Genomic DNA, 20583 nt, shown 5'->3' on the forward strand with positions numbered 1-20583 from the left:
CCCCCCCCCCCCCCCCCCCCCCCCCCCCCCCCCCCCCCCCCCCCCCCCCCCCCCCCCCCCCCCCCCCCCCCCCCCCCCCCCCCCCCCCCCCCACGACTGTTCACGGCGTCGTGGTGCGGCACAGCAACAGGCAGATGTCGTCGTCGTGTTCGGAGTCGTGCAGCATCGGCTTCAGCAGGGAGTCGGCCGCCGTGTCCAGGTCCTCCAGGTCCGCCGCGCCGAGCGCCCCCATGGCCTGCGCGAGCCGGTCGATGCCCGCGTCGATCCCGGCCGAACGGCGCTCCACCAGACCGTCGGTGTAGAGCGCGAGGGTGGAGCCCGCCGGCAGCTCGACGGTGTGCTCCTCGTACTCGTGCGGCACCGGCACACCGAGCATGATCCCCGGCTTGGCCTCCAGCACCCGCACCTCGCCCCCGGGGTCCCGGGTGAGCGCCGGCGGATGCCCGGCGGCGGCCCAGACCACCCCGGGCGCACCGGGCGTGAACCGGGCGATCGCGCAGGTCGCGTACAACTCCGGCTGCTGGTGGCGCAGCATGCGGTGCAGCAGGGTCAGGATCCGGGCGGGCCCGTTGCCCTCGACGGCGTACGCGCGCAGGGCGGTGCGCAACTGCCCCATGATCACCGCGGCCCGCAGCCCGTGCCCGGTGACGTCTCCTATCACCGCCAGCACACTGCCGTCCGGCTGCGGGAAGGCGTCGTACCAGTCGCCGCCGATGTTCAGACCGTGCGTGGCCGGCAGATAGCGGGCGGCCAGCGCGAGGCCGGAGGTGGCGGGCAGCTCCGTGAGCTGGGCGCGTTGCAGGGCCTCGGCGACGTCCCGGTGCTGCTCGTACCGGCGGGCGTTGTCGAGCGCGATGCCCGCCCGCCGGGCCACCTCCAGCAGCATCACGGTGGTGTCCGGGGCGAAGCGGTCACCGGGGGCGGCCAGCGTCAGCACTCCCTGCACGGTGCGGGCGCCGAGCGGCAGGCACAGCAACGGCCGGTCCGGGGACAGCGCCGAGGCGGGCAGGTCGTCCACCCCCGGGAGTTCACCGGGATGGGGGCCGGCGTGCTGCGGGCGTCCGGTGCGTGCCGCCGTCACCGTGGCCGCCGCCCGGTCGCCCGGCGGTGTCCGGTCGTCGTCCAGGAGCCAGATGTCCACGTGCCGGGCGTAGTCCGGGACCAGCAGCTCGGGCAGCCGGCGCAGGATGTCCTCGTGGTCGAGCGAGGCGTTCAGGACGGCGCTGGCGTTGGCCAGGAAGGTCAGCAGCCGGCGGGCGCTCTCGGCCTCCGCGCGCGCGGCCCGCTCGGCGTCGAGCAGTTCGCGCTGCGCCAGCGCGGCGGCCTCCAGCTCGGCGTGCAGCGCCAGCACACCCTGGTTCGTCTGGTGCAGCTCCTCCCGGTGGAAGCGGACCAGCTCCTCCGTCTCGTCCAGGCTCGCCAGGACGGCGGCCGCGTCCTCGTCGGCGGCCAGCAGCGCCTCGGCCAGCCGGGCGTCGTCCAGGTCGGCCGGGCCGGGCAGCGGGCCGGCCACGGGGGAGGGGCAGCTGAGCGTGTGCCGCCACGGCTCGGGCCCGGCCAGGAGGATGTGCAGTTCCCCGTCCGCGCGGGCGGTCAGGGTGAGTTCCGTGCCGCCCGCGGCCAGGCCGCGGCGCAACCGGGCGCCGAGCGCGGCCAGGAAGCGGGCACGGTCGAGCGCGGGCACGCCGGCGTCCGCCGCGAGCCGCGCCAGCAGGGCACGGGCGCGGACCGCGTCGGCGGCGGAGGCGATGGTCCAGGAGTCAGAGGCGGCTGTCATGGGCGCTGGTCCGGCGGTCGGGGGCCAGTACGGCCACACTGGTGTCGTCGCGGGCGGGGCGGGCGGGGCTGCCGGCGTCCCGCAGGATCGTCGCGGCCACCACCGACGGATCGTGGCCGAGCAGATGCGGGTCCTGCGGCGGGGTCCAGCGGCTGGGCAGTCCGTCACTGTGCACCACGAGCAGACTGTCCCGGCGCCACGGCATCCTGCGCAGGGGGACGTGCGCCGGGAAGTACGCCCCGACGATCCCCGGATGGGAGACGAGAGACGTCCAGCTGTCCCCGGTGCGCAACCGGGCGCCGACGTTGCCGACCCCGGCGAAGCTGAGTTCCGCCCGCTCCGTGTCCACCTGGGCCACCGTCACCGCCGCGCCCCGTGTGGGCCGTAGCGCCGTGTGCAGCCGGCGCAGGATCTCCACGGGCGGCAGATGCGCGGCGCGCCGCAGCTCCGCGACCGCGGCGCCGGCGGCGTGCGCGGCCTTGGGGCCGTGCCCGAGGCCGTCGGCGAGCAGCAGCGTCAGCAGCCCGCCGGAGCGCACCCAGCTCCAGGCGTCCCCGCACTGCTCGGCCTGCGCGAGGGCGAGGGTGATGCCGCCCGCGGGCACGTCGGCCGCCGGTGCCCCGCGCCCGTCGGCCTCGGGGTCGATCCGGGCCACCGCGACGGTCCCGCGGCCCGGCGCGCTGTACAGATGGAAGGCGTTCGCGCTGCGCAGACAACTGCCCAGGCCCGCGCCGAGGGAGACGCCCGCGGTGGTGTAGCCGTCCCGCAGCGCGGCGGTCACATCGGCGATGCCCGGCCCGTGGTCGAGCGAGCAGAGCTGCACCGAGGTGCCCGGACGGCCGGTCGGCGGCACCACGAGGTTCACCAGCATGCGGCCCCCGCCCGCGTGCTTGAGCAGGTTGGTGGCCAGCTCGGTGGCGACCAGCTCCGCGGCCGCCGTGCGCGGCGGCGCGAGCCCCACGTGGGCACACGCCTCCCGGGCGGCCGCCCGTGCGTCCCGGACCCGCGTGGAATCGTGCACCGGGACCTCCCAGACCCGGCTCATCCCGCCCCCGGACGCGACGCGGGAACCTGCGCCACCCAGGCGACGGCCGTGACGGTCGTCCCACGGCCCGGCTCGGTGTCCACGCTGAACTCGTGCACCAGCCGCTTCGCGCCGCTCAGCCCCAGCCCGAGGCCGCCCCCGCTGGTGTAGCCGTCGGTCATGGCCAGCTCCAGGTCGCGTATGCCCGGACCGCTGTCGATGAAGGACATCCGCAGGCCCCGGGCCCGGCCGCTGTCCAGCGGAGTGATCTCCGCCCGCCCGCCGCCGCCGTGCACCAGGGTGTTGCGGGCCAGTTCGCTCGCCGCCGTGACCAGCTTGGTCTGCTGGACCAGGCCGAAGCCGAGCTGTGCCGCGCACTGCCGCACCTCCTGCCGCACCCAGGCCAGATCCGCGTCCGAGCCGATGGGCAGGCTGGTCACGGAGGCCTGGCCGGACGTCCGCATCATGTCCCCCTCTGGGACAGCAGTTCCAGGGCACGGTCGACGTCCAGGGCGGTGACCAGCCCGGGCAGCGTCAGCCCCAGCTCGACCAGGGTGATCGCCACCGCGGGCCGCATCCCGGCCAGGACCGTACGCGCCGCCAGCAGCCGGGCCGTGGAGGCGATCTCCGCGAGCACCCGGCCGAGGAACGAGTCGACGATGTCCACTCCGGAGATGTCGATCACCACACCGGTCACCCCGCTGGTGGCGATCCGGCTGGTGATGTCGTGCTGAAGCTGCTCGGCCATGCCGTCGTGCAGCTCGCCCTGCAGCGAGACGAGCAGGACGTCGCCCAGGGCGAGCACCGGGATCTGGGCCGACTGACCGGGAGTGGGCTGGTTCACCGGGCGCTCGCACCCGTCTCCGCTCGGGAGACCTCGATGCCCTGCCGGCTCAGCGCGTACGCCAGCGCGTCGGCGAGCGAGGAACGCGTGAGCACCGAGCCCAGGTCGATGCCGAGCTGCACGATGGTCTGCGCGATGGCCGGGCGGATACCGGAGACGATGCACTCGGCGCCCATCAGCCGCGCGGCCGCCACCGTCTTCATCAGGTGCTGCGCGACCAGCGAGTCGACCGTGGGCACACCGGTGATGTCCAGGATGGCGTACCGGGCCCGCTGGTCGACGATGGCCTCCAGCAGCGACTCCATGACGACCTGGCTGCGCGCGCTGTCCAGCGTGCCGATCAGCGGTACGGCGACCGTCCCCTCCCACAACTTGATGACCGGGGTGGCCACTTCGAGCAGCTGCTGCCGCTGCCGTTCGATCAGCTCCGCGTTCGCGTCCAGCGCCGTCTCCATCACCACCAGGCGCAGCGTGCCCATCAGCAGGGTCAGGGCCAGCAGACTCTCCTGGGCCTGCGGGGTGGCGGGGTCGGCGAACTCCTTGCGCAGCAGCTCCACGACCGGGGCGCGCAGTCCGGCCACCTCGTCGGCGATCTGCGTCGCGGTGGATCCGGTCCGCGCCCGGGTCTGGGTCATCCGCCCCAACTGGTCGCGCACCGGCGAGAACCCGGGCGCCGCGATGTCCTCGAGCCGTCCGCTGACGGACACTTCGGAGAGCGCGTCCACCACGGCCTTGCACGCCTCGACCGCCTCGTCGCGGGAGACGGTGAAGATCGAGCGGAACAGCGGGGCGTCGGCCCAGCGTTGGGCGATCTGTTCGCGGCGCTCCTCCAGGAAGGTACTCACCACCTGGGGCGCCGATGCGGCCGCGTCCTGGTCCGGCACTCTCATCTCTCCTCTCGCACAGCCACGCGCCGCCCGCCGGTCGGCCGGCTCCGAAGCCGATCATTGCCGTCCGGCAACAGTAGCCGTCGGCTCGGGCCCGGCCAAACCCCGCGGCACGCTCCCCGCCCGTCGACTCCGGGCATTTGCGCGCACTCCGGCCGGCGGGCCCGCTCCGGGGCCGCCGGCCCGCACGCCGATGACCGTCTCAGCACCCGGGGGAGTGGGACCGCGACGGCCGAGGGCGCGCCACCGGAGGGTCCGGGACCCTTCCGTGCCGACACGACCCCCACGAACCACGGCTCGGAACCGGGTCCACGAGCCTCGCTCGCCCGAGGGCCCGGTGCGCCCGAGGGCTCCCGGCCCCGGGACACGTGGCCTGCCCGGGCATGCGGCTGCCGGTGCGGAGGGCCGGCGAACGGGTCGGCGTCCGCCCACCGGCACACCCCGGTCTCTGTCCCGCGCACGTCGACACGGCTCCTCCGTTGCGTCAAGCGGTCTCGGCCCGGCGGCTTCCGCCGCCGGGCCGGTGTCGGTGGGCCGTCTACCCCGAATCACGCCGGACTCTCCTGGCTGTTGCCGACGTCACCCGGGAGTGCGACCGGTCAGAACACGCCGCCGCCCTCCGGGCCGCCGACCTCCCCGCGCCACGCCCCGGTCTCCCGGCCGCCACGCTCCTCGATGAACTTCTTGAACCGGTGCAGATCACCCGCGACGCGCCGCTTGACCAGGCCCAGCTTGTCGCCGACCGTCTCGGTCACGCCCTCGGGCTCGAAGTCCAGCTGCAGCATCACCTTGGTGCTGGAGTCGTCGATGCGATGGAAGGTGACCACACCGGCCTGCCGCGCCGATCCGTCCACCGTGGTCCACGCGACCCGCTCGTCGGGCCGCTGCTCGGTGATCGCGGCGTCGAACTCCCGGCGCACCCCGCCGATCTCGGTCACCCAGTGGGTGAGGGTGTCGGTCCGCTGCTCGATGCGTTCGACGCCCTCCATGAACGCCGGGAAGGTCTCGAACTGGGTCCACTGGTTGTAGGCGGTGCGCACCGGCACGTCGACCCGCACGGACTCCTCGACCTGAGACATGAGTGATCCCTCTCGTTGCGTCGACTGCGTGAGAGGACCGGGTTCCAGGCTGAGCGCGGCCCATGCCCGAACCGGGCTACGGAACCGTACCGGTGAGTGCCGGTGAGGGCGTCGACTCAGTCCCGCGCCGCCGGAGCCCCACGGCGGGCCCGCGGCGGATCCGGCCGCGGGGAGGAACCCCGGCGCCGTCGCAGCAGCAGCCGTCTCGCGGGGCACTCCACCGCCTCGTACAACACCCAGGCCAGCGCGAGCGACACGGCGAACACGGCCGTGGTGACGGCCAGTCCCGCCAGGACCCCGAAGTGCGGCTTCGTGCCCAGCACGGGCGTGGCGGCCCGCAGCACCAGCAGGTGGATCATGTAGAAGGCGAACGACAGTTCTCCGAGCCGCACGAGCCGTCGGTGCCGCCACAGCGAGGGCAGGCCGTGCAGGTCCGCGACGGCCGCGGCCGGAATGAGCAGCGCGAACCCGACGATCGTGCACACGGTGGCGGAGTAGCCGGGCGTGATCTGCGGGACGTAGAAGTAGCCGATGAGCGCCAGGGCGAGCGAGGCCTCGAGACCGGGACCGCGCCAGCGGCCGAGCAGCACCAGTCGCGCGGTGACGGCGCCGAGCACGAACTCGGGCAGCCGGGCGGCGGGGAACGAGTACAGCGCGTAGGTCCACCAGTGGTGGGCGTCCGACCAGGCCAGCAACAGGACCGCCGCCATCGACAGCCCGCCCAGCGCGGCCGACCCGCGCGCACCGAGCCGGCGCAGCAGCAGGATCAGCAGCGGGAAGGCCGCGTAGAAGAACGCCTCGCAGACCAGGGACCAGCTGACCGGGTTCAGCGTCTGCCACCACGGGCGCCACCAGGAATGCAGCAGCAGCCCATTGGCCGCCGCCTGCTTCAGCGTCGGCCGCGGCTGGTGCGCCTGCGTGTACGCCATGAGCAGGGCCACGGACAGGGTGACCAGATGCACCGGGTAGACGCGCGCGACGCGCCGCCGCCAGAAGGCGAGCGCGCGGTCGCCGGGCCGCGCCGACCAGGTCAGCACGAATCCGGACAGCACGAAGAAGAACGACACCCCGGTGGCACCGGCGCCGAACCCCCAGGACACCAGGCGGCCGCCGGTGCCTCCGAAGTAGCCGAAGTTGTTCACGTGCAGTCCGAAGACCAGCAGCGCCGCCATCCACCGCAGCCCGGTCAGGGACGGCAGGGACGTCATGGCGGCGGGTGAGGAGGACCCGGCGGTCCTCTCGCCGGGTCCGCCGGGCGGCGTCCGGAGCGCCCGGGGCGTCGCCGTGGTCATCGAATCACCTGCCGCAAGGGGTTCGCGTGGGGCATGAGGGGGAACGTTGCCCGTTCACACCGGTCCCTCACCTCACCGGGCAAACATCACACTGCTGCCGAACGGCCGGGCCCCGTATGCCACGGACGGCCGGACCGGGTGCACCCGTACGAGCGACGACGGCCACGGCGTCCATCTCTCCCACGGATGCCGACCGGCCCGACGACCGTGCCCCGGGACGCCGCGCCGACGGCCGAACACGCGGTCCGGTTCGCCGTCCGGAGCAACCGGAACCGGCTGCAGGGAAGCGGAGCTGGATCCCGAGCCGACGAGCGGGAAGGCCAGAATTGCATCCTTCGTTTTATTGAACCCTTCGTGTTTATGAGGGTAGGTTCGGCTCCATGACCGCCTCCCCGACCCCGACCACCGCCCAGGAGCTGCGCGGTGCCGGCCTGCGCGTGACGGCAGCCCGCGTCGCGCTGCTGGAGACCGTCCGGGACGGCGACCACCTCGGCGTCGAGGCGATCGCCTCCGGGGTCCGCCACCGCGTAGGCCATATCTCCCTGCAAGCCGTCTACGAGGCCCTCCACGCCCTCACCGCGGCGGGGCTCGTGCGCCGTATCGAGCCGGCCGGCCACCCGGCCCGATTCGAGGGACGCGTGGGCGACAACCACCACCACATCGTGTGCCGGTCGTGCGGTGCCGTCGCCGACGTCGACTGCGCGGTCGGCGACGCGCCCTGCCTGACCGCCTCCGACGACCGCGGTTTCGCCATCGACGAGGCCGAGGTCGTCTACTGGGGCACCTGCCCCGACTGTTCCACCGGCCGCAGTTCCTGAGCACCGAGTTCCGCACAGTTCGGAAGGATTGCCATGACTGAGAACCACGACGCGATCGTCACAGACGCGAAGGCGGAGGAAGGCGGCGGCTGCCCCGTCGTCCACGACCGGGCCCTGCACCCCACCCAGGGCGGCGGCAACCGTCAGTGGTGGCCGGAGCGGCTCAACGTGAAGATCCTTGCCAAGAACCCGGCCGTGGCGAACCCGCTCGACGAGAGCTTCGACTACGCCGAGGCGTTCAAGGCGCTCGACCTGGCGGCCGTGAAGCAGGACATCGCCGAGGTGCTGACCACGTCGCAGGACTGGTGGCCCGCCGACTTCGGCAACTACGGCCCGCTGATGATCCGTATGGCATGGCACAGCGCGGGCACCTACCGCATCAGCGACGGCCGCGGCGGCGCCGGTGCCGGGCAGCAGCGCTTCGCCCCGCTCAACAGCTGGCCGGACAACGGCAACCTCGACAAGGCCCGCCGTCTGCTGTGGCCGGTCAAGAAGAAATACGGCCAGAGCATCTCCTGGGCCGACCTGATGATCCTCACGGGCAACGTCGCCCTGGAGCAGATGGGCTTTGCGACCTTCGGCTTCGGCGGCGGCCGCGAGGACGTGTGGGAGCCGGAGGAGGACGTCTACTGGGGTCCCGAGACCACCTGGCTCGACGACAAGCGCTACACCGGCGACCGCGAGCTGGAGAACCCGCTCGGCGCCGTCCAGATGGGCCTCATCTACGTCAACCCGGAGGGCCCCAACGGCAACCCGGACCCGATCGCCGCGGCCCGCGACATCCGTGAGACGTTCCGCCGCATGGCGATGAACGACGAGGAGACCGTCGCCCTGATCGCCGGCGGCCACACCTTCGGCAAGACCCACGGCGCCGGTCCCGCCGACCACGTCGGCGCCGACCCCGAGGCCGCCGGCTTCGAGGAGCAGGGCCTGGGCTGGAAGAGCACCTACGGCACCGGTGTGGGCAAGGACGCCATCACCAGCGGCCTGGAGGTCATCTGGACCACGACCCCGACCCAGTGGAGCAACGGGTTCTTCAAGAACCTCTTCGAGTACGAGTACGAGCTGGACCAGAGCCCGGCCGGCGCCCACCAGTGGGTGGCGAAGGACGCCGCGGAGATCATCCCGGACGCGTTCGACTCGTCGAAGAAGCACCGCCCGCGGATGCTCACCACCGACCTGTCGCTGCGCTTCGACCCGATCTACGAGCCGATCTCCCGCCGCTTCTACGAGAACCCGCAGGAGTTCGCGGACGCCTTCGCCCGCGCCTGGTACAAGCTGACCCACCGCGACCTGGGCCCGAAGTCGCTCTACCTCGGCCCGGAGGTACCGGAGGAGACCCTGCTGTGGCAGGACCCGCTGCCGCAGCGCGAGGGCGAGCTGATCGACGACGCCGACATCGCCGCGCTCAAGACCAAGCTGCTCGACTCGGGCCTCACCGTGTCCCAGCTGGTCACCACGGCCTGGGCGTCCGCCTCCACCTTCCGCGGCAGCGACAAGCGCGGCGGCGCCAACGGCGCTCGTATCCGCCTGCAGCCGCAGCGCGGCTGGCAGGTCAACGACCCCGACCAGCTCGCCCAGGTCCTGCGCACCCTCGAGGGCATCCAGCAGGAGTTCAACGCCTCCTCCGGCGCCAAGAAGGTCTCCCTGGCCGACCTCATCGTCCTCGGCGGTGTCGCGGCCGTGGAGAAGGCCGCCAAGGAGGGCGGTTACGCGGTGGAGGTGCCCTTCACCGCGGGCCGGGTCGACGCGACCGAGGAGCACACCGACGCCGAGTCCTTCGAGGCCCTGGAGCCGAGCGCGGACGGCTTCCGCAACTACCTCGGCAAGGGCAACCGGCTGCCGGCCGAGTTCCTGCTGCTCGACAGGGCCAACCTGCTCACCCTGAGCGCCCCCGAGACGACCGTCCTCGTCGGCGGTCTGCGCGTCCTCGGCGCCAACCACCAGGGTTCGCAGCTCGGTGCCCTCACCAAGACGCCCGGCGTCCTCACCAACGACTTCTTCGTCAACCTGCTCGACCTGGGCACGACGTGGAAGGCGACCTCCGAGGACCAGACGACGTTCGAGGGCCGCGACGCCGCCACGGGCGAGCTGCGGTGGTCCGGCAGCCGCGCCGACCTCGTCTTCGGCTCCAACTCCGAGCTGCGCGCGCTCGCCGAGGTCTACGCGAGCGACGACGCGAAGGAGAAGTTCGTCAAGGACTTCGTCGCCGCGTGGGACAAGGTCATGAACCTGGACCGGTTCGACCTCGCCTGATCCACTCGGACAGGACGTCCGGGTCCGCCCCGCGGGGCGGACCCGGACGTCCTGCTGTCCGGCGGTGCCGGACAGCGGCAGGCGGCCGTCAGTGGCCGAGCGCCGCCGCTCCCGCCTGCGCGTACTTCTCGTCCAGGTCGCCCGACGGGGCGCCCGCGACACCGATGCCCGCGACCGGGGCGCCCTTCGCGGTCACCGGGGTGCCGCCCCCGAGGAACAGCGTGCCCGGGATGTCCTTCAGGTTCGGCGCCTGCTCCAGCCGCTTGGCCAGCTCCGAGGTGGGCGCGTTCCACGACACCGCCGTGAACGCCTTGCGCTCGGCGGACTCGTACGACTGCGGGCCCGCGTCGTCCCCGCGCAGGGTGACCAGGGTGTTGCCGTTGCGGTCGACGACGGCCACGGAGACGTGCCGGCCGTCCTTCTCGGCGGCGTCCACGGCGGCCCGCGCCGCCTCGGTGGCGGCGTCGAGGGTGAGATGCGTGCTCTGGGTCAAGTCGCCGCCCCGAGCCGCGACGGGGGCGGCGGCGGGAGCGGCACCGGTGGAGTCGGCGGCGTTGGCGGCGACCGTTCCGACGACACCCGCACCGGCGACGGCCAGGGCGGCACCGCCGATGAGGACACGGGTACGGCGGGACGGCTTCCTGCGGCTGGACATGACGAGCGACCTTCCTGTGGCGGTGAGCCCGGCCGCCGGCCGGGCTGGGGCGGAATCGCCTCCCCATCGATCCTCGGGCCGCCACCGGCCGCTTCCCGTCACCGGACCGGGCGTCCCCGGGGTCATCCGATCGGATGACCCCCCGTGCGCCGGGCCAGGGAACAATGGAAGGTGTTTGCCCAGTTCAGCGAGGTGACGACGGAGGTGGGAGCCGTGCCGGAAGCCGCACGCGACGACACCCGCGCCCTCACCGTCGTCATGCACACGGCGTTCTTCGTGCTGCTGACCGCGTCCCTCGCCCGCTACCTGGCCCGGCACGCCGACGGCCCGCACACCCCCTGGATCATCGCCCTGTCCGCGCTGCTGGCCGCGCTCTACGTCCTCGGTCCCGCGCTCGGCACCCGGCCCACGCCGCGCCGCATGACCTGGCTCGGTCTGGTCGTCGCCGCCTGGGCGCTGCTCGTCGTCCTGGCCCCGAGCTTCGCCTGGTGCGCGGTCCCGCTCTTCTACACCGGTCTGCGCACCCTCCCGCCGCGGGCCGCGATTCCGCTGGTCGCGCTGCTGACGGTGCTGGCGGTGGCCGCCCAGCTCAGCCTGGCCGGCTGGCCGGACCCCAACGTGCTGCTGGCACCGCCCGCGGTGGCCGCCGTCGCCACCACCGTCTTCGTCGTCATGCAACGCCAGGCGGCCCGCCGGGACGCCCTCATCGACGACCTGGTCCGCACCCGGCGCGACCTCGCCGCCACCGAGCGCCGTGAGGGCACCCTCGCCGAACGCGAGCGGCTCGCCCGGGAGATCCACGACACCCTCGCCCAGGGCCTCTCCAGTCAGCGGATGCTGCTGCAGGCGGCCGACCGCCTGTGGGACACCGCGCCCGGCACCGCACGGGACCATGTCCGTACGGCGGCGGCGATCGCCGAGCGCAGCCTCGCCGAGGCCCGCCGCTTCGTCCACGACCTTGCCCCCGCCGACCTGGCGGAGGGCGGCGGCCTGCTCCGGGCCCTGCACGCCGTCGCCGAGCGCGAGACGACAGCCGCGCTCACCGTCCGCGTCCACGCCGAGGGCACCCCGCCCGCCGCCCTGCCCGCGCCCGTCGAGTCGGCCCTGCTGCGCATCGCCCAGGGAGCCCTCGCCAACGTCCGCGAGCACGCGTCCGCCACGACCGCCACCCTCACCCTGACCTGCCTGGACGACCAGATCGTGCTGGACGTCACGGACGACGGCCGCGGCTTCGACCCCGGTACCACGACCCCGCCCGAAGCCGCCGCGGAGGACCGGCGCGGCCATGGCCTGCCCGCCATCCGCGCCCGGCTGCGCCAGTTGGGCGGCACCCTCACCATCGAGTCGGCACCGGGCGAGGGCACCGCCCTGTCGGCGGCCATCCCACTGGAACCGCGATGACCCACACCCCCGCCCCGCACGGCGGCTCTGCCCCGCACGGCAGCTCCGGCCCGCACGGCGGCTCTGCCCCGCATGGCGGCTCCGGCCCGCACGGCACTCCCGCCCCGCACGGCACTCCCGCCCCGCAGGGCGGCTCCGCCCCGCACGGCGGCCCCGCCCGCGCGCCGGTCCGCATCCTCGTGTGCGACGATCATGCCGTCGTACGCGCCGGGCTGCTGGCTCTCCTGAGCAGCGCCCCGGACATCGAGGTCGTGGGCGAGGCGGGCAGCGGCGAGGAGGCTCTCGCACTGGCCCGCAGGACCGCGCCGGACGTCGTCCTCATGGATCTCCAGCTGGGCGAGGGCATCGACGGCGTGGAGACCACCCGCCGACTGCGCTCCACCAGCCCCGCGCCGCACGTGCTGGTCCTGACCACGTACGACACCGACGCCGACGTCACCCGGGCGATCGAGGCGGGCGCCACCGGCTACCTGCTGAAGGCCGAGCGCGCCGAGGACCTCTTCACCGCCATCCACGCGGCCGCCCAAGGCCGCCCCGCGCTCTCGCCCCCGGTCGCCGACCGCGTCATGTCCCGGCTCCGCAACCCGCGCCCCGCCCTCACCCCGCGCGAACGGGACATCCTCACGCAGCTCGCCCGCGGCCTGCCCAATCACGCCATCGCCTGCGCCCTCTACATCAGCGAGGCCACGGTCAAGACCCACCTGCGCCGCATCTACGACAAGCTCGGAGTGGACACGCGCGCGGGCGCCGTGGCGGTGGCCAAGGAACAGCGTCTGCTGCCCTGACCGACCGCCCCGGGGAGACGCGCCACGGCTCAGCGGCGCAGCGCCTCGAACGCCTCGCGTCCCGCGAGCCCGATCGCGAGGTCGATGTCCGGCGCCTGACCGGCCCGCCGGTCCGCGCGGGTGAGCGCGGCCATGGCCACCCGGTCGCCGGAGTCCGCCTCGACCACACCGATCTCGTGCCGCAGGTGCAGGAAGGTGCCCGTCTTGCCGCTCCACCGCAGCGAGTCCGCGCGCAGTTCACAGGCCAGCCGGTGCGTGAAGACCTGAAGCCCCATCAACCTGCGCAGCTCCGCCGTCGCCGGCGGGGTGGAGATCTCGTCGCACCACACACGCCGCAGCAGGGCGACGAGCGCCGAGGCCGACCCGGCGTTGGCATACGCCGGGTCCAGGGTCTCGATGGTGTGCCGGCCCGCGCGTTCGTCCCGGACGGCCAGCTCCAGGGCCAGGGAGAAGTCGTTGCCGGCGGCCCCGGCCGCGCACTCGTACATGTGGTTCATCCGGTGCCGCATCCGGATCCCGGTGCAGCCCCAGGCGCGCAGGCGCGCGTCGATCTCCGCCACCGGCACCAGGTCGAGCAGCGCGTCGGCGGCCGCGTTGTCGCTCACCGACAGCATCAGCTGGAGCAGGTCACCGACGGCCACGGCGGCCGGGTGCCGGAACGCCGCGAGCCCGGTGGGTCCGACGCTGCTGGTGGCCGGGTCGACGGTCACCGGGAGCGCCGGGTCGAGTTCCCCCGCCGCGATCAGGTCCAGCACGACCAGCGCGAGCGGGACCTTCACCACCGAGGCGAGGGGCAGCGACTGCCCGATGTCGAAGCCGAGTTGCTCGCCGGTGTCGATGTTCCGGGCCAGGAAGGAGCCGTGGACGCCGAGGGCCGACCAGTCCGCGGCGATCGCCTCGGCGACGTCCAGGAGGGCGCCGTCGTCGCCGACGTACGCCGGCTGGTGCGCGGGTGCCGTGTTCATCCGCGTGCCGCCAGCCGTGCCGCGACGTCGCCCTGGTCCGCGGACCGCGGCGCACCGGGACCGCAGGCCGCCGCTCCGGCGGCCGGGCCGAGCAGCGCGGCCAGCCAGTCCGGCACCTCCGCCGTGCCGTGCGGCCCCGCGGGCGCGCTCACGTCGTATCCCCGGTGGAGGGACCGGTCGCCCAGTGGTGCCCACCGCGCTCCGTGCTGCCGGGCGAACGGCTCCGCGCACAGCAGCAACGCGTGCCCTGCCAGGGTCTCGGCGAGGGCGGTGGCCGCCGGCCCGGCCTGCCGGACCCGCCCCCCGGGCAGTCCGGCGCGAGCCGCGGCCCTGCCCAACCTGTCCTCGAAGTACATGACCTGATCCTCGGCCAGGAGGAGGACGGGCGGTGCTGCGGGTGGTTCGGCCGAGCGGCTCCGTCGCGGCCGTAGCTCCTCCAGGTGGACCGCACGACCCGGTCCGGGCCGGGGGCCCGGCCCGTCCGGTGCCGACGCCAGCCCCAGGGGCACTCGGAACGCGGCCTGCTCCGGGGGGACCCGCAGCAGCGCGTACGCGAGCGATCCGTCGGCCAGCCCGGAAACCCGTTCCCCGGGCGGCAGTTCGCGCATCCCGAGCGTGATCCCGCGTTCGGTACCCGCACGGATGGTGCGGGCCAGGGCCGCCGGGGCGCAGTCCGCGGGCACTCCGACGGCGCGTACCCGCGACCGCCGGGCCGAGCGGGCGGCCTGCCGCAGCCGCTGTGCCCGGTCCAGCACGTCCCGTGCGTACGGGAGCAGCAGCACACCCAGCTCCGTGGTGGTGACCTGCCGCCGTGAACGGTCGAACAGCAAGCCGCCGAAGTGCCCTTCCAGCGTCTTGATGCGGCGGCTGAGCAGCGGCTGGGCGATCCCGAGCCGGTCGGCCGCCCGGGAGAAGCTCGCTTCGTCGGCGGTCGCGACATACGCCTCGAGGTGCGCGAGGAGATCCACCCAGCAGTCATATCAATAAGGCATGAGGTGTTCAAAGTTCACTCTTGGACATGAGCGGTGTCCAGCTGTTTCGCTGTCCCCGTCGAAGATCCAAGAGCCGCCGGGTCCGCAGGGCCGACGGCCGACTCCCTGGGAGGACTGCGCCCATGACCAGCACCGACCGTCCCGACCCGATGCCCCGACGTGGCCTGCTCAAGGCGGGTCTGGCCTTCACCACCACAGCTGCCGTGGCCGCCGGCGCCGTCTCGGCGCCCACCGCCTCCGCCGCTCCCGGCACCGGATCCCGCGCTGCCGAAGCCGAGTTGCGTGACCTGGAGCAGCGGTACGGCGCCCGGCTCGGCGTCTACGCACGGAACGTCCGCACCGGACGGACCGTGTCGCACCGGGCGGGTGAGCGTTTCCCGATGTGTTCGACGTTCAAGGCGTTCGCCGCGGCGGCGGTCCTGCGCGACCAGGGCGGCTGCGCCCCGCTGGACAAGGTGATCCACTATCCGCCGCACGACATCCTGCCCAACTCGCCGCGCACCGAGGAGAACCTGCGGACCGGTATGACCGTCGCGGACCTGTGCGCCGCGGCGATCCAGTACAGCGACAACGCGGCCGGCAATCTGCTGCTGCGGCAGATCGGCGGGCCCGACGGGCTGACCCGCTTCTTCCGCTCACTCGGCGACGACGTGAGCCGGCTCGACCGGTGGGAGCCGGAGCTGAACACCGCGATCCCGGGAGACCCGCGCGACACCACGACCCCGCTGGCCGTAGGCGGGAGCCTGGAGCGGATGACCCTGGGCCGGGCCCTGAAGGTCGCCGACCGGGAGCGGGTCGTCGCCTGGCTGAAGGGCAACACCACCAGCGGAGCCCGGTTCCGCGCCGGGTTGCCGGGTCCGTGGGTCCTGGCGGACAAGACCGGTACCGGCTCCTACGCCACGGCCAACGACATCGGCGTGGCCTGGACGACCCGCGGGACACCGGTCGTGCTGGCCGTGCTGTCGACCAGGAGCGCCGAGGACGCACCGGTGGACGAGGCGCTCGTGGCCGAAGCGGCGCGCATCGTGGCCCGCACGCTCGCGCCCGGCGAGTGAGCTTATTCATCTATCTGAATATGAATCATGTACGCGACCATTGACGTGCTCATGGCGTATCCCTACCGTCGAGGAGCCATCGGGGAAAGCGCTTTCCCCACTTCCTTCCCCCTGACACGTAGGAGACAAGCCGATGCATCTGAGACCAGCCATCGCGTGCGCCGGTCTGATCGCCGGCACGCTCGTCGCGCTGTCCGGCACCGCGGCCCAGGCCGCCGCCACCGATCTCCCCCACTCCGGGCTGCGCTCCGGCGCGGGCACCCTCATCGAGGCCGAGAGTTCCGCCGCCGTCTGCACCGGCACCATCGACTCCGACTGGGCCGGCTACTCCGGCAGCGGCTTCTGCAACGGCACCAACGCGGCCGGCGCGTACGCCCAGTTCACCGTCGACGCCGCCAGTGCGGGCACGGCGACCCTGGGCGTGCGGTTCGCCAACGGGACGGCCGCGGCCCGGCCCGCGACCGTCACGGTCAACGGCTCCACCGTCACCACGGCGTCGTTCGAGAGCACCGGTGCGTGGAGCACCTGGGCGACCAGGACGCTCACCGTGCCGGTGAAGGCGGGCGGCAACACCGTCCGCCTCACCCCGACCGCCGCGGACGGCCTGCCCAACCTGGATCGCCTCGACGCCGAGGTGTCCGCCGCGGCCACCGGCACCGTGCTCTATGTGTCCCCGGGCGGCAGCGACGGCGCGGCCGGCACGGAGTCGGCCCCGACGACGCTCACCTCGGCGATCAGCCGCATCACCCCCGGCGGGACGATCTACCTGCGCGGCGGCACCTACCGCTACACGTCCACGATCACCATTCCGGTCGGCGCCGACGGCACCTCCAGCGCCCGCACCACGCTCTCCGCCTACCCGGGCGAGACCCCCGTCCTCGACTTCTCGGCCCAGAGCGAGAGCGCGTCCAACCGCGGAGTGCAACTCAACGCCTCCTACTGGCGCCTGTACGGGCTCACCGTCCAGCACGCCGGGGACAACGGGATCTACGTCGGCGGCAGCAACAACGTCGTCGAGCGCGTGGTGACGGCGTACAACCGGGACACGGGACTGCAGCTCGGCCGGATCTCCTCCACCACTCCCAGCTCGCAGTGGCCGGCCGACAACCTGATCGTCAGCTCCGAATCGCACGACAACGCCGACTCCGACGGCGAGGACGCCGACGGATTCGCCGCGAAGCTGACCACCGGCACCGGCAACGTCTTCCGCTACGACGTCTCCCACCACAACATCGACGACGGCTGGGACCTGTACACCAAGACCGACACCGGCGCCATCGGACCGGTGACCATCGAGTACTCCCTGTCCTACGGCAACGGGACCCTGAGCGACGGCACCGTCAACTCCAACGGCGACCGCAACGGCTACAAGCTGGGCGGGGACGACATCCCGGTGAACCATGTGGTCCGGCACAGCATCGCCTACCGCAACGGCCACCACGGGTTCACGTACAACAGCAACCCCGGCACGATGGCCGTCTCGAACAACGTCGGCATCGACAACGCCGAGCGCAACTTCTCGTTCGACAAGGGTACTTCGGTGTTCCGCAGCGACACCTCGTGCCGGTTCGCGGTCAGCGGCTCGAACGACAAGACCGTCGGTGACGCCGACGGCTCCAACCAGTTCTGGACCGGTACGAACGGCTCCCGCTGCTCCTCGTACTCCGGCGCCCTGGGCTGGTCCTTCGCCTCGGACGGCCGCCTGGCGGTGACCTTCGGCGGCAAGGTCGTGACGCCGTAGCCGGCTTCAGGAGCGACAGCGGGACGCCACGTGCGGTGGCGTCCCGCTGCGGTGCCCGCGGCCTGCGGCCGGGCGGCGCCTACGCCGGCCAGCCGCCGTAGGGGACGGTGATGAGTTCCATGGCGTGGCCCGACGGGTCCATGAAGTACACGCCGCGGCCGCCGTCGTTGTGGTTGATCGTGCCCGGCTGCCGGCGGTGCGGGTCGGCGTAGTGCTCGATACCGCGTTGTGTGATCCGTGCGTACGCCGCGTCGAACTCCTCCTCGGAGACGAGGAAGGCGTAGTGCTGCGGGGTGATCTTGTCCTCGGGGATGGTGGCGAAGTCCAGCGTGACGCCGTTGCTCAGACCGACCGCGATGAACGGGCCCCACTCGGTGGTGATGTCGAGGCCCAGAAGTTCCGTGAAGAACTGGGCGGACTCCCGGTTGTCCCGGGCATGGATGATCGTGTGGTTCAACTCGACCGACAAGGAATGCCTCCAGGGCATGTCCTGGCACCTCCATGCCTCACCCGGTCGGTGACCGGCACGCGATGCCGTCGCCGATGGTAACCACGGTCGCGCCGGCACGTCCACGGAGATCCAGGGCGAGGGGGCGAGCGGCGGGCCGGCTCAGTCGACCGGGTCGCCCGCCGCCACGGGGTGCGCCTCCAGTCCCGGGGCGGCCAGCAGGTCGGCGATCAGTGCCGGGGAGCCGCCGACGTAGGTGCTGACCAGGTCCACGTCGCCGCCCAGGCACCAGGCGCGGTCCTCGGGCCACCACAGATCGGGCAGTTCGGCGAACTCGTCCATGTCCACGGGCGAGGCCGCGTCGGCCAGGGCACCGGCGAGCAGCACCTCGTCCCGGCCGGGCGTCTCGAAGACCGGGGTCTCGTCGAAGTCCCAGCGCCCGTAGCCGTGCCACAGACCGAACCAGCAGCGTTCCGCGGTACGGGTGTGCCGGGTCAGCACCGGAACGAGGGCCGCGGCGACGGCGGGCGGTGTCGGGCCTTCCCACGGGTGTTCGTCCCAGACTCCGGGCAGGCCGTACTCGGAGGCGTCGCGGTGATCGAGGTCCATGCCGACGACCTGGTGCCACCGTGTGCCCGGCCGGACCCGGGTCCCGTGCGCGGCGGCCACCGTCGACCAGCGTACGGGCCGCTCGTCCAGGGACGCCGGGTGCAGGATCCGCGCGTACGCGGCGAACCCCGGCGCGGCGACGCCCCCCACGGTGCCGAAGTCGCCGTGCCCGGGGTGGCGTTCGGTGAGCCAGTGGGCGGGGGAGAGGTCGGCGGTCCGGACGCGCAGACGTCCGTACCACTTCGGCGCGGGCTCCCGGTGGACCGGGCGGCAGTCGTTCACCCGCCCAGTCTCTCCCGCCCCGCCGCCCCCCTTCGTTCCGGGCCACGGTATCGCCGCGCCGGTCGCCGGCACTGCCCGGCGGCGGGTCAGGGGGCCCGGTGTGTCACGTGCCCTCCGGTCACCGTCAATGTCACCGGGGCGTCGGTGAGTTCGTCGACGGGAGCGTGCACCGGGTCCACGGACAGCGCGGTGAGGTCCGCGCGGAATCCCGGTGCGACGCGCCCCGCGACGGCCGACTCACCGGCGGCCGCGGCCGCGTGGCTGGTGCAGCCCTCCAGCGCCTGCAGCGGTGTCAGGCCCGGCCGGTGCGCCGCGGCGCCCTTGGGCCGGCGCGCCGTCGCCAGCACGGCCCGTACGTCGTAGTGCGCGATGGGCCAGTCCGAGCCCAGCGCGACCGTCGCCCCGGCCTCCCGCAGGTCCCGCAGCCGCCAGGCGCGGGCGGCCCGCTCGTCACCCAGCCGGCGGGACCACTCGTCGCTGCCGTCGTCGCGTGTGTATCCGGTGTGCGGCGGTTGCAGGGAGGCGGCCACACCCAACTCGGCGAAGCAGGGCAGCAGTTCGTCGGGCGCCGTCTCGATGTGCTCGATCCGGTGCGCCCCGCGCCCGCCGGGCCCCAGGGACGCGACGGTGTCCAGGACATGCTGTACGGCGGCGTCCCCGATGGCGTGCGTGGCGGTGCGCACGCCGGCCGTGTGCAGGGTGCGGACGGCCTCGGCGTACGCCCGCGGGTCCGGCCAGAACGCGGCCGTGCCCTGGCCGTGGCAGTCGGGGTGCTCCAGCCAGGCCGTGCCGCCCTCGACGGTGCCGTCCATGAAGAACTTGACCCCGCCGACCAGCCAGTGCCGCCCGCCCTCGCCCTGCAGCTCGATCAGCTCCCGCAGGGCGTCGTCGTCGGCGCCCGGCATGCACCAGGGCGCGAACCGCAGCCGCACCGGCAGGACGGTCTCCTCTGCCACCGCCGCCACCAGCTCCAGGTCGGCGCCGTCCATCACATGGGCCCCGGTGAGCCCCGCCGCGGCCATCGCGGACAGCAACTCCAGCAGCCGTGCCCGCCGTTCGGCGTGGGACAACCGGGGTACGACGTGTGCGACGAGGTCCATCGCGGCGTGCTCGACCAGATGCCCGGTGGGCCGTCCGGAGGCGTCGCACACCACCTCCGCGTGCTGGGCGAACGTGCGCGGCCCGGTCACCCCGGCCGCGGCGAGCGCGGCGGTGTCGGCGAGGGCGGAGTGCCCGTCGTACAGGCGCAGGAACGCGGGCGTGCCGTCGAGTACGTCCGCCACCAGCTCGTGGTGGACGGGGCGGCCCTCGAACGCGTTGTGATCCAGGCCGTGGCCGATCACCCAGCCCTCGACCCGCTCGGCGCGGGCGAGCGCCGCGCGCAGCCCGGCCAGGTCGGTCACGCCGGACAGGTCCGTGCCCGTCGCCATCTCCAGGCCCCACACCGGATGACTGTGGGAGTCGACCAGCCCGGGTACGAGGTGCGCGCCGTGCAGATCGACGACCTCGGTGCCGGGGCCGTGCCAGTCCCGCAGGTCGTCCGCCTCCCCGACCGCGGCGATCAGTCCCTCGCGCACGGCGACGGCGCAGGCGGTGGGGCGGGCGGGATCGAGGGTGCGGACCTGGGCGCCGGTGAGGATGAGGTCGGCAGCGGGCATGGAGGCGACTCCTGT

The 20583-nt window shown here is 73.5% G+C and carries 19 protein-coding genes; 6 read left to right on the top strand and 13 right to left on the bottom strand.

The window, feature by feature from the left end:
• Window positions 1-100: 100 nt before the first annotated feature.
• The 7 genes from ACZ5CW_RS23710 to ACZ5CW_RS23740 form a co-directional block, all read right to left on the bottom strand.
• Entirely contained in the window at window positions 101-1777 is a 1677-nt protein-coding gene (locus tag ACZ5CW_RS23710; protein WP_468604459.1) for a PP2C family protein-serine/threonine phosphatase, read from the bottom strand.
• Entirely contained in the window at window positions 1761-2822 is a 1062-nt protein-coding gene (locus ACZ5CW_RS23715) for a SpoIIE family protein phosphatase (RefSeq protein ID WP_468604461.1), read from the bottom strand. Before ACZ5CW_RS23715 ends, ACZ5CW_RS23710 begins: the two co-directional genes overlap by 17 nt.
• Window positions 2819-3265 carry an anti-sigma regulatory factor gene (locus tag ACZ5CW_RS23720; protein WP_468604817.1) on the bottom strand — a complete coding sequence of 149 codons (447 nt, stop codon included), beginning with the start codon at window positions 3263-3265 and terminating at the stop codon, window positions 2819-2821. Before ACZ5CW_RS23720 ends, ACZ5CW_RS23715 begins: the two co-directional genes overlap by 4 nt.
• Window positions 3265-3645: an STAS domain-containing protein gene (locus ACZ5CW_RS23725; protein WP_468604463.1), complete on the bottom strand. Its 381-nt coding sequence runs from the start codon at window positions 3643-3645 to the stop codon at window positions 3265-3267. The genes ACZ5CW_RS23720 and ACZ5CW_RS23725 overlap by 1 nt, the downstream gene beginning before the upstream one ends.
• Window positions 3642-4535, bottom strand: a complete 894-nt coding sequence (locus tag ACZ5CW_RS23730) for an STAS domain-containing protein (protein WP_468604465.1) — start codon at window positions 4533-4535, stop codon at window positions 3642-3644. The genes ACZ5CW_RS23725 and ACZ5CW_RS23730 overlap by 4 nt, the downstream gene beginning before the upstream one ends.
• 596 nt (window positions 4536-5131) lie before the next feature.
• On the bottom strand, window positions 5132-5611 hold the full coding sequence (locus tag ACZ5CW_RS23735; protein ID WP_468604467.1) for an SRPBCC family protein: 480 nt from the start codon (window positions 5609-5611) through the stop codon (window positions 5132-5134).
• A gap of 116 nt (window positions 5612-5727) precedes the next feature.
• Window positions 5728-6903 carry an acyltransferase family protein gene (locus ACZ5CW_RS23740; RefSeq protein WP_468604469.1) on the bottom strand — a complete coding sequence of 392 codons (1176 nt, stop codon included), beginning with the start codon at window positions 6901-6903 and terminating at the stop codon, window positions 5728-5730.
• A 380-nt stretch (window positions 6904-7283) separates the two neighbouring features.
• On the opposite strand from ACZ5CW_RS23740, the gene ACZ5CW_RS23745 reads away from it, so the two are divergent.
• Both ACZ5CW_RS23745 and katG read left to right on the top strand, forming a co-directional pair.
• Window positions 7284-7721 carry a Fur family transcriptional regulator gene (locus ACZ5CW_RS23745; RefSeq protein ID WP_468604471.1) on the top strand — a complete coding sequence of 146 codons (438 nt, stop codon included), beginning with the start codon at window positions 7284-7286 and terminating at the stop codon, window positions 7719-7721.
• Between the two features lie 33 nt (window positions 7722-7754).
• On the top strand, window positions 7755-9977 hold the full coding sequence (gene katG / locus ACZ5CW_RS23750; RefSeq protein ID WP_468604473.1) for a catalase/peroxidase HPI: 2223 nt from the start codon (window positions 7755-7757) through the stop codon (window positions 9975-9977).
• Between the two features lie 88 nt (window positions 9978-10065).
• Here the strand turns inward: katG and ACZ5CW_RS23755 are convergent, their stop codons facing one another.
• A complete protein-coding gene (locus ACZ5CW_RS23755; RefSeq protein WP_468604474.1) occupies window positions 10066-10632 on the bottom strand; it encodes a GlcG/HbpS family heme-binding protein in 567 nt (188 codons plus the stop codon).
• Between the two features lie 258 nt (window positions 10633-10890).
• Between ACZ5CW_RS23755 and ACZ5CW_RS23760 the strand changes: the two genes are divergently transcribed.
• Entirely contained in the window at window positions 10891-12033 is a 1143-nt protein-coding gene (locus tag ACZ5CW_RS23760; protein ID WP_468604819.1) for a sensor histidine kinase, read from the top strand.
• Window positions 12030-12818, top strand: coding sequence for a response regulator (locus ACZ5CW_RS23765; RefSeq protein ID WP_468604476.1), 789 nt, complete (start codon window positions 12030-12032; stop codon window positions 12816-12818). The genes ACZ5CW_RS23760 and ACZ5CW_RS23765 overlap by 4 nt, the downstream gene beginning before the upstream one ends.
• A 29-nt stretch (window positions 12819-12847) precedes the next feature.
• Here the strand turns inward: ACZ5CW_RS23765 and ACZ5CW_RS23770 are convergent, their stop codons facing one another.
• Complete coding sequence (locus ACZ5CW_RS23770) at window positions 12848-13783, bottom strand: serine hydrolase (protein WP_468604478.1); 936 nt, start codon at window positions 13781-13783, stop codon at window positions 12848-12850.
• Window positions 13780-14751, bottom strand: coding sequence for a LysR family transcriptional regulator (locus ACZ5CW_RS23775; RefSeq protein WP_468604480.1), 972 nt, complete (start codon window positions 14749-14751; stop codon window positions 13780-13782). Before ACZ5CW_RS23775 ends, ACZ5CW_RS23770 begins: the two co-directional genes overlap by 4 nt.
• A gap of 173 nt (window positions 14752-14924) precedes the next feature.
• On the opposite strand from ACZ5CW_RS23775, the gene bla reads away from it, so the two are divergent.
• On the top strand, window positions 14925-15830 hold the full coding sequence (gene bla / locus ACZ5CW_RS23780; RefSeq protein WP_468604821.1) for a class A beta-lactamase: 906 nt from the start codon (window positions 14925-14927) through the stop codon (window positions 15828-15830).
• A 133-nt stretch (window positions 15831-15963) separates the two neighbouring features.
• Window positions 15964-17571 (top strand): carbohydrate-binding protein, encoded by a 1608-nt coding sequence (locus tag ACZ5CW_RS23785; RefSeq protein WP_468604482.1) that lies wholly within the window; start codon window positions 15964-15966, stop codon window positions 17569-17571.
• Between the two features lie 79 nt (window positions 17572-17650).
• Here the strand turns inward: ACZ5CW_RS23785 and ACZ5CW_RS23790 are convergent, their stop codons facing one another.
• From ACZ5CW_RS23790 to ACZ5CW_RS23800, 3 genes are all read right to left on the bottom strand, one after another.
• Window positions 17651-18040, bottom strand: a complete 390-nt coding sequence (locus tag ACZ5CW_RS23790; protein ID WP_468604823.1) for a VOC family protein — start codon at window positions 18038-18040, stop codon at window positions 17651-17653.
• Window positions 18041-18181: 141 nt separating this feature from the next.
• Entirely contained in the window at window positions 18182-18910 is a 729-nt protein-coding gene (locus tag ACZ5CW_RS23795) for a hypothetical protein (protein ID WP_468604484.1), read from the bottom strand.
• A gap of 86 nt (window positions 18911-18996) precedes the next feature.
• The gene (locus ACZ5CW_RS23800; RefSeq protein WP_468604486.1) at window positions 18997-20568 is read right to left on the bottom strand and encodes an amidohydrolase; all 1572 of its coding nucleotides are present in this window, start codon (window positions 20566-20568) and stop codon (window positions 18997-18999) included.
• Window positions 20569-20583 lie beyond the last annotated feature (15 nt).

The organism is Streptomyces sp. NPDC031379 (genome assembly GCF_055569615.1).